The organism is Patiriisocius sp. Uisw_047 (assembly GCF_047730165.1).
Lineage (GTDB): Bacteria > Bacteroidota > Bacteroidia > Flavobacteriales > Flavobacteriaceae > Patiriisocius.
In genome coordinates, this window is sequence record NZ_CP159834.1 from 1,763,362 (window position 1) to 1,776,988 (window position 13,627).

Consider the following 13,627-nt stretch of genomic DNA (forward strand, 5'->3'; position numbering starts at 1 on the left):
ACGAGGGGTTTATTGTAAATATTGTAAAAACTTGTTTTGTATTGATAACAGGGCAACATAGACATCACACGCAGAAGTTCGTTCTGGTATCCGTGACGTCCAATACACATGTTTATAGAATAATATAACTAAGACCGTTACACCTGTAAAATCCCCAAATTAAAAGGCTTCTCAATAGGCGCATGATTAGCAGCTTCAATTCCAAGGCTAATCCAAGTTCTGGTATCCAATGGATCAATAACACCATCTGTCCAGATTCTAGACGCTGCGTAGTACGGCGAAATCTGTTCGTCATACCTCGCCTTGATGCGATCGTATAATGCTTTTTCTTCTTTTGGAGTAATCTCTTTTCCCTGCTTTTTTAACGATGCTGTTTCTATTTGTAATAATACTTTTGCAGCGCTATTACCACTCATTACCGCAAGTTCTGCACTTGGCCAAGCCACTATTAAACGTGGGTCGTAGGCTTTACCGCACATAGCATAATTACCTGCGCCGTAGCTATTTCCTATGATAATAGTAAACTTAGGCACAACACTATTACTCACGGCGTTCACCATTTTTGCACCGTCTTTTATAATACCTCCGTGTTCGCTTTTACTTCCCACCATAAAACCAGTAACGTCTTGCAAGAAGACTAAGGGTATTTTTTTCTGGTTACAGTTGGCTATAAAACGGGTTGCTTTATCTGCGCTATCGCTGTAAATCACACCACCAAACTGCATCTCAGCCGGTTTCGTTTTTGCCTTCGTTGTCTTCACCAGCTTGCGTTGGTTTGCCACAATCCCAACAGCCCATCCGTCTATACGCGCATAGCCCGTAAGTATGGTCTGGCCATAGCCTTTTTTATATTCCTCAAAATCGCTGTCATCCACAAGTCGTGTGATAATATCGCGCATGTCATATTGCTCTGCACGTGACTTTGGAAGAATCCCGTAAATGTCTTGTGGGTCAGACTTGGGTTTTGCAGCTTTGATTCTGTTATAACCAGCTTTGTCAAAGTCTCCTATTTTAGAGACTATATTTTTAATGGTGTCTAGAGCGTCTTTATCATCTTTAGACTTATAATCTGTCACACCACTAACTTCACATTGGGTAGTCGCGCCCCCTAATGTTTCATTGTCTATACTTTCGCCAATAGCCGCTTTTACCAGGTAACTTCCGGCTAGAAATATACTTCCTGTTTTGTCAACGATTAAGGCTTCATCACTCATAATAGGCAAGTAGGCACCACCCGCAACGCAAGATCCCATAATGGCAGAAATTTGGGTAATCCCCATACTGCTCATCACGGCGTTGTTCCTAAAAATGCGCCCAAAGTGTTCTTTATCTGGAAAGATTTCATCCTGCATAGGTAAATACACCCCTGCGCTATCTACCAAATAGATGATGGGTAATTTATTTTCAATAGAAATCTCTTGCGCTCTTAAGTTTTTCTTCCCTGTGATAGGAAACCAAGCACCCGCCTTTACTGTCGCATCATTCGCTACCACGATTACTTGTCTACCTTTTATAAAACCTATCTTCACGACCACACCACCGCTTGGGCATCCACCGTGTTCTGCATACATCCCTTCACCTGCAAAAGTGCCTATTTCAATAGACTTCTTTTTAGAGTCTAAGAGATAGTCTACGCGCTCTCTTGCCGTCATTTTTCCTTTAGCATGGTGTTTTGCAATTCTTTTTTCGCCACCTCCTAATTTTACTTTCGCAAAGCGTTGTCTTAAATCTGAAACAAGTAATTTATTATGATCTTCGTTTTTGTTGAAGTTGATATCCACGTGTAATTTGTTTTGAGTAAAAATACATAATATAAAAAGCTAGTAGATAGATTCCGCTGAATAAATATTTGCACTCCTTGGTAATATTTACCTAGGTATGTATAAATTAAAAATGTGTATCTTTGTTTCAGAAATATTAAAACAATAAACAGTATGAAAACAATAATAGCCTTTGGGGCAAGCAATAGTAAAACTTCTATCAACAAGCAATTAGCAATCTACACTGCGCAACAAGTAGAGAATGTGGAGGTGACTATTTTAGATTTAAATGATTTTGAACTACCAGTATACGGCATTGACCTCGAGAACGAAATAGGTATTCCAGAAAATGCACAGCGTTTTTTAAACCATATTAAGGGCGCAGATGGTATTGTACTATCTTTTGCAGAGCATAATGGAGCCTATTCTACTGTATTTAAAAATCTATTTGACTGGATGTCTCGTATTGATGGAAAGGTGTGGAGCAATGTGCCCTTGTTTTTAATGGCAACATCGCCAGGGGCAAGAGGTGGCGCGACTGTTTTAGATATTGCGGCGGGTAGATTTCCTCATATGGGCGGAAATATTAAAGCCGTGTTTTCTCTGCCAAGCTTCAATGATAATTTTTCAGAAACCGGAATTAAAGATGAGGTCTTACGTGATAATTTGGACAAAGAAATCAAGAAGTTTGAAACAGCGGTGCACGAATAAATAGTTTTGGCTGCAATAGGGGGTTTTGACCCACGACTGTGCTCCAAAGCTTACTGCACGAAACACGCTAAAAGTTTTACGTGAAATTTTGAATCAGTAATAAAGAGGTTTTGATTCGTGCAATGAGTAAAACGAATGATCGCTGCTCATAACGTTAAAACTTTACTGGGATTTAAAAAGAATAAGAATAAAGACTTATTCTTTGAAGTCAAAGACTAACCACTATTAAATATAGCGGTTGTTTCAGAAAATACTATAATCTGACCACTAATTACTATCTACTAATTATTATTTTAAATATGGGAGATATTTCAGAAGACATAAAGAGCACGTTTGCCAATGATAAAGTAAAGGCCTTGCTTAATGTGATGTACACCGCAAATTGGATACAAAATAAGCAGCAAACCTTTTTTAAGCCATATATGATTTCGTCGCAGCAGTATAACATCCTCAGAATTTTAAGAGGTGCTGGAGAGGCTATTTCGGTGCATACTATAAAAGATAGGATGTTAGAAAAATCGCCCAACGTGACGCGACTTATGGATAAGTTGTGTTATAAGATTTTGATTACAAGAGTTGCCTGTGCCAGCGATAGGAGGGTAGTGCATATAAAAATCACTAAGGATGGGCTGCAATTATTAACTGAAATTGATGCCGCTAAAAGAAAGGATCTCTTGTCAAACTTAACTTTAAAAGAAGCGGGAACACTTAGTGATTTGTTAGATAAAATAAGATAGTACTTTTAAGGTTGAAAGAAGCTCTTTCCTTTTGATGTGGGAAGGTGCTTAGATGGTTAGTCTCGATATTATCAATAATTTAAAAAGAAAGTAAAATGAAAAATAACAGCATAAAAAAGATAGGAAGAAGCGACTTTGTAAATATGGGCCCTATCAAATTAAGGCAACCCATCCCTACGCAGGACATAGCGCTAATAGATCCATTTGTGTTGCTGCATCATTATGGTCCGTATCCCATTAATGAGCTTAATAATCCATTTGATTTAGGGCCACATCCACATCGCGGTTTTGAGCCCATCACCTTTTTAATTCAAGGGGAACAATTGCATCGAGATTCTTTAGGGAATGAAAGCGTGGTAAAAGCAGGCGATGTACAATGGACAACGGCTGGGCGTGGTATAATTCACGCAGAAGGGCCTACCAAGGAGTTTGTTAAAAGGGGGGGCGAGTTAGAAGGAATTCAACTATGGCTCAATCTTCCTGCAGAAAAAAAGATGATTCCTGCGGCCTACCAGCACGAGAAGAATGAAGAATTTAAACATGTCATTTCCGAAGATAAAAAAGTGTCAGTACAAGTAATTGCTGGAGCGCTAGAAGAAACCAATGGTCGGATTGCCACGCAAACCGCGGTCAACGCTTTTATGATAGACGTTGAAGTAGGTGGGGAGTATTTTTTAAGGATTCCTAAGAGCCACCAATCTTTACTGTATTTGATTAAAGGGGAAGTGAAAATAAATGCTTCGGAATCATTAGAGATGAACGAAAACCAAATGCTTTGGTTTGAACAGGACGGTGATGGTATCCTGATAAAAGGAAAAGAAAAAAGTAAACTTCTGTTTCTGTCTGGAGAGCCTATTAATGAGGAGATTAAAAGTTGGGGTCCCTATGTGATGAATTCTCAAACAGAAATTATGGAAGCTTTACGTGACTACCAGCAAGGTAAGTTTGGGTTTCTGCCAGCCTAATAAATAAGCACCTTTAGGGGTGCTTATTTTATATTAAATAGCGATATTTGCTTCCGCTTATTTTAAACGTTGTTCTAGGGCCCCACTCAATTATTGAGCAGCGTAGCATATTAAAATAAAGTAGGCTAACAAACTAAAACAATCTTATGGGAATGAATAAAAATACAGTGCTCGCGTGGGCAACATTTATAATGATTTTAATGGGATTCATCCTAATCGGGATGGGAATCTACAGATATGCAGATGTTGCAGGATGGGGCTTTGCCACTGTAGGGATAGGCTTTTTTGCTATTGCTTGGGTGTTTAACGCCTTAAAAGGAAGAGTTTAATAGAACCCAGGTGACGGGTGGCTTCAAACAAGTGAAAAATATAATTTTGCGCAGCAAGATTTTTTCACTTCTCTTAAGTCCTAACAAGATTGACGAAAGAAAGAGTTTAAAACACCCCTTGACTTTAGATTTAGAGTGAGTGTTACGTTTATACAGTAGATAAACCAATTGCTCATATATCCAATTACCAAATTACCCAAATAATAGTACAACAATAAGAACATGAGCGACGATAAAAAAGTAATCTTTAGCATGTCTGGATTGACAAAGTCTTTTCAGAATGCGCAAACTCCAGTATTAAAAAATATTTATTTAAGTTTCTTCTACGGAGCAAAAATCGGGATTTTAGGTCTCAACGGTAGTGGAAAGTCTACTTTGCTTAAAATCATTGCAGGCGTAGATAAAAACTACCAAGGTGATGTGGTCTTTGCGCCAGGATATTCTGTAGGGTATTTAGAACAAGAGCCACAAATAGATCCAGAAAAAACGGTGCTTGAGGTGGTAAAAGAAGGTGCTGCAGAAACAGTAGCTATTCTTGATGAGTACAACAAGATCAACGATATGTTTGGTTTAGAAGAGGTGTACAGTGATGCAGATAAAATGGACAAGTTAATGGCGCGACAAGCGGTATTACAAGATGAGATAGATGCTGCAGGCGCTTGGGAACTTGACACAAAATTAGAAATTGCTATGGATGCCTTGCGCACACCAGATGGCGATAAAAAAATAGGACCACTTTCTGGTGGAGAAAAAAGACGCGTGGCCTTGTGTAGATTGCTACTTCAAGAGCCAGACGTTTTATTATTAGATGAACCTACTAACCACCTTGATGCAGAGAGTGTACACTGGCTAGAGCATCACTTAGCTCAATATAAAGGAACGGTAATCGCGGTAACTCACGATAGATATTTCTTAGATAATGTAGCAGGATGGATTTTAGAATTAGACAGAGGTGAAGGAATCCCTTGGAAAGGAAACTACAGCTCTTGGCTAGATCAAAAATCGAAACGTATGGCACAAGAAAGTAAGACAGCTTCTAAGCGTCAAAAAACATTAGAGCGCGAGCTAGAATGGGTGCGTCAAGGAGCAAAAGGACGTCAGACCAAACAGAAAGCACGTCTTAATAATTATGACAAATTAATGAGTCAAGATCAAAAACAACTTGACGAGAAGTTAGAAATATATATCCCTAATGGCCCACGTTTGGGAACTAATGTGATAGAAGCTAATGGAGTTTCTAAAGCCTATGGAGATAAGTTATTATATGAAGATTTAAACTTCAGTTTACCGCAAGCAGGAATTGTAGGAGTAATTGGACCAAACGGTGCAGGTAAAACTACCATCTTTAGAATGATAATGGGTGAAGAGACTCCAGATAAAGGAAGCTTTACAACTGGAGAAACTGCAAAAATTGCATATGTAGATCAAGCACATTCTAACATTGATGCAGAAAAAACAATCTGGCAAAACTTTAGTGACGAGCAAGATTTAGTAATGATGGGAGGGAAGGAAGTGAATTCTAGAGCTTATTTAAGTAGGTTTAACTTTACTGGTAGTGAGCAGAATAAAAAGGTATCCATGCTTTCTGGTGGAGAACGAAACCGTTTGCACCTAGCGATGACTTTAAAAGAAGAAGGAAACGTATTACTATTAGATGAGCCTACCAATGATCTTGATGTAAACACGCTAAGAGCTTTGGAAGAAGGACTAGAAAACTTTGCAGGTTGTGCCGTAGTGATTAGTCACGACCGTTGGTTCTTAGATAGAATTTGTACACACATATTAGCTTTTGAAGGGGATAGCCAAGTTTATTTCTTTGAAGGAGGGTTTAGTGAATATGAAGAGAGCAAGAAAAAACGCCTTGGTGGTGATTTAATGCCAAAGCGTATTAAGTATAAGAAGTTAGTGAGATAAAGAACAGAATTCAAAATATAATATTTACTATTTAAGGTTTAAGGTTTAAGGTTCAACACGAAGAATCTTAAACCTTAAATTTTGAAGTTTAAATATGAATGGGATGTATCCCTTAGGTACATTCCTAGCGGCGCTGCTCAGGATAAAAGGCACCACTTTGGTATGCAGCAAGGCAAGCTTATTCGTGTTTTTAGGAAGTTTAAGTTACTAATATTTGTTCAAATTACTCGATTATTGATAAGTTAGCGCCAGGAATTTTATACGATGTTGGCAAACGTTATTTTTTCATAATCTTTGTATGAATACTCTCATTATTTTGATTCACAATCCATAGGAGATAGGTCCCAATTGGATAATTGGAAATATTTAGCGCATATGTATTAGTATTTAAATCTGTTTTAAAAATGAGTCTACCAGTCATACTGTAAAGTTCTATTTTTTGCAGCTGATCTTTATCTGAACATATATTTATAAAATCATTTGATGGATTTGGATAGATACTGATATTCGTACGAATCGTTTCGTCGTTTGTATTTAGAAGAGATGCATTTTTATACATAAACGAACCGCGTACGGGGTTTCCAGTTGTAGTACCCCCTATAACAACATCCAACAGGGAGTCGCCATCTATATCAGCAACTGCATGGGTGGATAAATATGCTCCTGTGAATTCATCAGAAAGAATAAAATTATTTGAACCTAAATTTTCATAGATATGGCTAAAGATATTGGGTAGTCCGCCATCTGCCGACCCTATGATAAATACATCTAGGTCGCCATCGTTATCAAAGTCGTTAAAAGAAGTCTCTCCGTCAAAACCTAGGTCCATAAAAGGAACGTCTTCTGCCAGTGTAAAAGTTCCATCACCATTATTGGTATAAAATTCAGATTCAACATCAAAATCTAGCATGCCCGCAATAAGAACATCCTTATCGCCATCGCCATCTGTATCACCAATAGCAATATCACCGAAATTGAGTGGATTGAATCCAGCATTGTTAAAAATTGTATAGCTTCCGGCTCCATTATTTTTATACAAATTGGTTACCACCTCTTCATCTTGGTCAACTCCCATAATAAGTATATCGAGGTCATTATCGCCATCGGCATCAAATAATTCTAGCACCCCGCTTATGTTTGTAACACCTATATCACTTGAAAGGCTAAAGTTCCCTGAGCCGTCGTTTATAAAGGCGACAACATCAAATATGTTGTCACTTCCCGAATAGATTATATCTTGATCCGTGTCCCCGTCAATATCACCGAAATTAAAATAACCGTTTTCAAGAGTGTCAAATAATGTACTGACGACTTCGGTGAAGGTGCCTATACCATCATTAGTATACAGTTTAGTTAATGGAGTGGCACCTTGCGTAGCTCCAGATATCATAAGATCTAAATCGTCATCTGCGTCGATATCGGCCAATGCAATTTTACTTACTCTTATGTTTTCTAATCCATGATTGCTAACAGCTGTAAAGTTACCGGCACCATCGTTGAAATAGAGCGTGGTTAGAGCTCCGTGGGCAGTACCATCAGACATATTTCCTGAACCGGTACTTATTAAATCCATATCACCATCACCGTCGAGGTCGGCAAATTCCATATCGCCTGTATCTGAACCTTGTAAAAAAGGTTGCGGAACCAGGAGTTCCATTTTTATATTTTGTGCGGTAATAGAGAATGTGTTGCACACCAGAGCAACAACAAGCAAGTAGATTAGTTTTTTCATAATGTCTTTAAATGTATTCAAATATGTACTTTTAATAAAGAAAACCTTCAACGTAAAGACATGAAAGGTGAAAATAATTTATAAAATAATAACGAATTAATATTAGTAATTTAAAAATTTCATAGCTTACACCTGTAACGATACGTTTTCAGACTTAGATTGCGTTATGTTAAAATATTAAAACACCTTACTTAGTGAAGAACCAATTCCATTAACACTCAACAAAATGTATTCGGAGATTTATTTATTAGTAATTACGAGCCCATAGTAGGTAAGGCAAACTATTTTGGAGAATATTTGGAATTATTTCAACTCTAATTCCTGTGCATAAATTATCTTTACTTATAACTGCAATAATAAAACTACTCTGTTTAAAAATCCTAATCCACTATTTTTCTTAATTTTAATGCATTTTGAAATTTATATAAGCCCTGCTATAATTGATGCGCATGAATAAAAAATTAATCCTTTTACAATTGTTTTTTATGCTTTTTTGGCAAGTGTCATTTGCGCAACAAACAATTCTAAACGATAGTAACTTACCTATTATGGTAATTTCAACAGATATTGACCCCGCAACAAATGCACCCTACGATATACCAGACGAACCAAAATTGCTTGCTACAATGCAACTTATTTATAGACCTGACGGAACCAGGAATTATTTGTCAGATATTACGAATGATTCTTTTTTAAATTATAATGGTAGAATAGGAATTGAATTAAGAGGAAGTAGTTCTCAAACATTGGATAAAAAACCATATGGATTTACCACTCTTCTGGAAGATGACGATTCCAATAACAATATTAGTTTAGTAGGGATGCCCTCTGAAAATGATTGGGTTTTAAATTCTTTAGCATTTGATCCATCTATGATTCGTGATTATTTGTCTTACACATTAGCTAGTAATATGGGCAATTATGCGCCTAGAGTGAAATATATTGAATTAATTGTTAACGATGATTACAAAGGGGTGTACATTTTAACCGAAAAAGTTAAGAGAGATTCTGATAGAGTGAATTTAAAAAAAATAGCTGATTCTGATACGAGTTTTCCTGAAGTAACAGGAGGATACATAGTAAAAGCAGATAAAGTAACAGGAGGAGATGAAGTGGCATGGACGATGCCTAATTATGGAGGATGGGATACTAATTTCTTGCATCACTATCCAAAAACAGAGGATATTATAGGACAACAAGCCAGTTATATAGAAAATATTTTTTATGATTTGGCAGCTCAAACAAATCCCGTGAATACTTCAATAACTAATGGGTACCCATCAATCATAGATGTGCCAAGTTTTGTAGATTATATGATTGTGGCAGAAATTGCCTCAAATCCAGATTCTTACGAATTAAGCACCTATTTCCATAAAGATAGAGGAGGTAAACTGAGAGCAGGGCCTATTTGGGATTATAATTTTTCATTCGGGAATGATTTATTTATTTTCGGATTTGATAGAAGTTTTTATGATGTATGGCAATTTGAACTTGAAAATACAGGAGCTAAATTTTGGAAAGATTTATTTCTAGATGAAACCTTTAATTGTTATTTGGCAAAACGCTGGATTGAGCTAACTGCTGTAAATCAAACGTTAAACTATCTTACAATCACAAATCTAATTGATGAATATTCCAATTTATTGAGTGAATCACAAGTAAGGGAATTACAACGATGGCCATCTCAAGACAATTGGCCAACAGTAGCCGATCAAACTGAAAATATCATCGCGATGAAAGATTGGATTCAAAACCGTATCAATTGGATGAACACAAATATAGGTTCTTTAAATAATTGCTTGGATGTTTCTGTTCCTGATTTAGTGATCAGTAAAATTCACTACAATCCTCTAGAGGATGGAGGGTATTCTAGCAAAGAGCTTGAATTTATTGAAATAACGAATACGTCCAATGAAAGTATAGATTTAACAGGTTACTATATTAGAGAACTAGGGATTTCATATCAATTTCCTGCCAACGCCTCAGTGACGGGAAATGAGAAAATATATTTAAGTAATGATGCCACGGTATTTGAAAATTATTATGGTTTTACCCCTCTAGGATCGTTTACTAGAGAACTAAGCAATAGCTCTTATGAAATTATTTTATCTGATGCTTTTGGAAACTCCATAGATGAGGTAGCCTATACAGACAGCGCTCCTTGGCCAGAGGATGCAGACGGAACAGGTCCGTATTTACAATTAATTGATTTGAATTCAGATAATAGCTTAGCAAGTAATTGGATTGCAAGTACACAGCCTCTTTCAATAGAAGATCTTGCAAGTTCGCAGCAACAGATAGCAGTATACCCAAACCCTACAAAAGGTTTTGTAACTATTAAATTAAATACTTCAAAAACGGAACCTTTAGAATTCGCAATTTATAATTCATTAGGCCAATCTGTTGGGGAATTTAAATTAAATTCAAACAATTTGCAACTAAATTTAAGTCATCTAAGTAATGGTTTTTATTATTACAATATTAAAAACAAAGGAGGGGTAATCTTGAGAAATAAAATCATTAAGGAATAAAAATTTATATTGAAAATAATACTTAAGAGTAGGGGGGTAACTTTAATTATTTTGGGGAGGATTTGATAGAGTTGGAGGGTTTTACCTGAATTTTTTACAATGTTATTGTATAAGGTTAGCTGCTTTTTCTCAGCCATATTCTAATTTCTTTGCGTAAAGAAACTTCAGGTTTTGGTAATGGAATTGTTTGTCCAAATTGTTTACTTCTCTTAAATTTTGAAAACGTGATTTTATGTTTTTTCCAAACGTCGGGATACAACTCTAAGAACTTATTAAAAAAACTTTGTTCATTAACTTTTCCTTCTATTTTAGAAAGTACTTCTTTAAATTTTTGCTCTTGTTCTAAAATCATTTTCTTATTATTGAGTAATAAATAAAACTATTTATAGTTTCTAATTTTATTATGTTCTTTTTAATTGTTCACAGCGCTTAGAATATGAAGCCTAGCATACCAAGGGATACTATGATTTTATATACTTTGTTAGTGACTTTTTTTTATACTTATAACTTTTTCAATAGTTTTTACAACTGGGATTGTTGGGTCATAAATAAATACTATTTCGATATCAACCTCATCATTTGGCTTGAGTTTATCAATGAATTTAGTATTGGGGTTATTGAAGCTGTTTTTATGATAATCTGAAGTTTGGATAGTGTATTTTTTGAGTCGCTCTCTTCGAGCTAAGCCACCTCCCTCTAAATTTTCGTATTTTAATATCTTAAAATTTGCAAAATTACCAGAACTACCACAATCAACTGGACACATCGCCGTTCTTCCCAAACATTTATTATATTTAATACCTTTGAAAACGGCTTTGAATGTATGGTAAGTAGAGTATTCTTTTTTCGAAAGATTATTATTCTTGGCATTCACCATGTCTGCTTTATTGTTCTTATTATGAGTGTTTATTTGTACAGAATTACAGTGTGTAAATAGTATCATCAAAGTGATTAATATTATTGAGCTTAAGATATATCTAATCATCTATTTTTTTTCTGTTAATTAATAATTATCACGAACGTTTAGTATAAGAAACGTAGGGCAGTTCACAGGCATTTTCGTTTCGGTTTATTACTTAGCTTAATATAAATATTTTGCTTTTATCTTTTCTTCCTATAAATATCAAATTTTATATTTAGCGGATTTAGTTACTATGCACGAACGCCCTATGTTTTTTATACATTGTTATATGCTGGTTTTTTATTTTGAATGATGTCATTAATTGAATCCCAAAGACCAATTCTTTTCTCTAATGATTGTTTTGCTACTGTTAGTGTTTCATTCCACTTCTGGTTGTCATTTCCACAAAGTTCTGAAATCATTTTAAGAGATAGTGGTCCGTGTTCATCTCCATCTAATTCTATATGTCTTTCAAGATAATAGGTCAATTTGTTATATGACTTGTTTCCAGAATCGGAATTTTTGAGAATTTCGATAAACATATCTGGGATAACATCTTCTCGTCCAAATGTAAATGCAGAAGCAACAAGGTGTGTTTTGTTTGTTTCAATAATTGAAAATGAAAACTTTATAAAATCGGCTACTCTTTTGTCTATGCTAATTTCATTTAATGAATATTCAACAGAATTTCCAGATTCTATATGTTTTATAAAATTGTTTATTTTATCTGTATTTGCACCTACCTGCAACATTGCATCCAAATACATTTCAAAATGACTTTTAGGTTCTCCTAATTCATTAATGTCACTTTCTTCACCGTGAACAATTTCATTTATAAATCTTGAGAGTGTTGAATTTTTCCGTGGTGTCCAAGGTGTCTCAACTTTAGTCAGATTTATTTGAAGATTTTTTAAAAGTGACATAAAATCCCACACGGCAAATACGTGATTTTCCATAAATATTTTTATATCATTTAAATTATTTAAATTTTGATAAAGCGTATGATGCTGTAATTGACTTCTTAGTTCAGAAATCTCATTTTCTATGTGTTGTAGTCTATTCATTCCGTTTAATTTTGTCATTGTAATTACCCTTAAAAACAGGGGTGTATTTTTAAATATTAATGATTCCTTTACCCGCTATAAAAGTACAAAACAACCACCCATTACATAATATGGTTTTCTTAAAATTAAGGACGAATTTAAATATGAATGATTGTGTAAAATACCTAACAAAAAAATGCAGTCTATTTCTAGACTGCATTTTTTATACATATTTTTTTACTAGGTAATTATGCAGGAGAAACGGTCACCGTTACATTGGCAGTTATACTTAAGTTAAAACTAAAATCATTGTCACAATTACCACCACTAGCAGCCTCTATGGTTACTGTAACTACACCTGTAGGTAAAATTTCTTGAGCAATTGCACTTAATTTAGCAGTATCTGAAAACAGAAACTTTGCGTCTGCTACATCTGAAGCCTTTAAATCCACTTTACCCATATCGAAAGAAGTATTTCCTATTTTCAATACTCCGCTATTTAGAAAAACACCTTCATCTCCAACATAATCGACTACTTCCCAATAAAGGCTATTTATTATTATGCCATTTACTCTACTATAATTTTCAGAAATTTGGGAGTTTGACTTTAAATCAAATGGTGACGTTTCTGAAAAACTTATACATTCGCCAGTTTCATTGGCTGTTATCGCTAAGGGAAAACTTTGAGTAATGTCAGTTACTAAACCATATTCAACGGAATCACCTGAGGATATGGTACAAAATGTAAAGGTCGTCGCCAAAACGAATAGTGCTAATAAAGATGTAATTTTTTTCATGTTATTTGGTTTTATATTAATTGATTGTCTGAAATTATTTTATAAAGACTAGAAAATCAAATTTATATAAAAGTAATAAAAAAACAGAAACTTAAATAGAAATGGCAACATTATTAGCCCATCAAAGATACTATACAGCATTTACGTCTAAACCTTTTAGACCAAGATATTAAATACATATATCTGTAAAATCACTGCTACGTGGTT

The 13,627-nt window shown here is 35.1% G+C and carries 12 protein-coding genes; 6 read left to right on the forward strand and 6 right to left on the reverse strand.

The window, feature by feature from the left end:
* Window positions 1–137: 137 nt before the first annotated feature.
* The gene (locus ABXT71_RS07775; protein WP_415370760.1) at window positions 138–1,781 is read right to left on the reverse strand and encodes an acyl-CoA carboxylase subunit beta; all 1,644 of its coding nucleotides are present in this window, start codon (window positions 1,779–1,781) and stop codon (window positions 138–140) included.
* A 153-nt stretch (window positions 1,782–1,934) separates the two neighbouring features.
* On the opposite strand from ABXT71_RS07775, the gene ABXT71_RS07780 reads away from it, so the two are divergent.
* The 5 genes from ABXT71_RS07780 to ettA all read left to right on the forward strand — a co-directional run bounded on the left by ABXT71_RS07780 (window position 1,935) and on the right by ettA (window position 6,416).
* Window positions 1,935–2,471 carry an NADPH-dependent FMN reductase gene (locus ABXT71_RS07780; protein ID WP_415370761.1) on the forward strand — a complete coding sequence of 179 codons (537 nt, stop codon included), beginning with the start codon at window positions 1,935–1,937 and terminating at the stop codon, window positions 2,469–2,471.
* A 299-nt stretch (window positions 2,472–2,770) separates the two neighbouring features.
* Complete coding sequence (locus ABXT71_RS07785) at window positions 2,771–3,208, forward strand: MarR family winged helix-turn-helix transcriptional regulator (RefSeq protein ID WP_415370762.1); 438 nt, start codon at window positions 2,771–2,773, stop codon at window positions 3,206–3,208.
* 95 nt (window positions 3,209–3,303) lie between these two features.
* Window positions 3,304–4,173 carry a pirin family protein gene (locus tag ABXT71_RS07790; protein WP_415370763.1) on the forward strand — a complete coding sequence of 290 codons (870 nt, stop codon included), beginning with the start codon at window positions 3,304–3,306 and terminating at the stop codon, window positions 4,171–4,173.
* Window positions 4,174–4,319: 146 nt separating this feature from the next.
* Window positions 4,320–4,502: a CAL67264 family membrane protein gene (locus ABXT71_RS07795; RefSeq protein ID WP_415370764.1), complete on the forward strand. Its 183-nt coding sequence runs from the start codon at window positions 4,320–4,322 to the stop codon at window positions 4,500–4,502.
* 222 nt (window positions 4,503–4,724) lie between these two features.
* Window positions 4,725–6,416 (forward strand): energy-dependent translational throttle protein EttA, encoded by a 1,692-nt coding sequence (gene ettA / locus ABXT71_RS07800; protein WP_415370765.1) that lies wholly within the window; start codon window positions 4,725–4,727, stop codon window positions 6,414–6,416.
* 277 nt (window positions 6,417–6,693) lie between these two features.
* Here ettA and ABXT71_RS07805 read toward each other — a convergent pair whose 3' ends face one another.
* On the reverse strand, window positions 6,694–8,148 hold the full coding sequence (locus ABXT71_RS07805; protein WP_415370766.1) for a T9SS type A sorting domain-containing protein: 1,455 nt from the start codon (window positions 8,146–8,148) through the stop codon (window positions 6,694–6,696).
* Between the two features lie 449 nt (window positions 8,149–8,597).
* Between ABXT71_RS07805 and ABXT71_RS07810 the strand changes: the two genes are divergently transcribed.
* The gene (locus ABXT71_RS07810; protein ID WP_415370767.1) at window positions 8,598–10,679 is read left to right on the forward strand and encodes a CotH kinase family protein; all 2,082 of its coding nucleotides are present in this window, start codon (window positions 8,598–8,600) and stop codon (window positions 10,677–10,679) included.
* Window positions 10,680–10,794: 115 nt separating this feature from the next.
* On the opposite strand, the gene ABXT71_RS07815 is transcribed toward ABXT71_RS07810, so the two are convergent.
* From ABXT71_RS07815 to ABXT71_RS07830, 4 genes are all read right to left on the reverse strand, one after another.
* Window positions 10,795–11,031 (reverse strand): hypothetical protein, encoded by a 237-nt coding sequence (locus tag ABXT71_RS07815; protein ID WP_415370768.1) that lies wholly within the window; start codon window positions 11,029–11,031, stop codon window positions 10,795–10,797.
* 129 nt (window positions 11,032–11,160) lie between these two features.
* Entirely contained in the window at window positions 11,161–11,664 is a 504-nt protein-coding gene (locus ABXT71_RS07820) for a hypothetical protein (protein ID WP_415370769.1), read from the reverse strand.
* 191 nt (window positions 11,665–11,855) lie between these two features.
* On the reverse strand, window positions 11,856–12,644 hold the full coding sequence (locus ABXT71_RS07825) for a DUF3050 domain-containing protein (protein ID WP_415370770.1): 789 nt from the start codon (window positions 12,642–12,644) through the stop codon (window positions 11,856–11,858).
* Window positions 12,645–12,871: 227 nt separating this feature from the next.
* Window positions 12,872–13,420 carry a hypothetical protein gene (locus tag ABXT71_RS07830; RefSeq protein WP_415370771.1) on the reverse strand — a complete coding sequence of 183 codons (549 nt, stop codon included), beginning with the start codon at window positions 13,418–13,420 and terminating at the stop codon, window positions 12,872–12,874.
* Window positions 13,421–13,627: the final 207 nt, after the last annotated feature.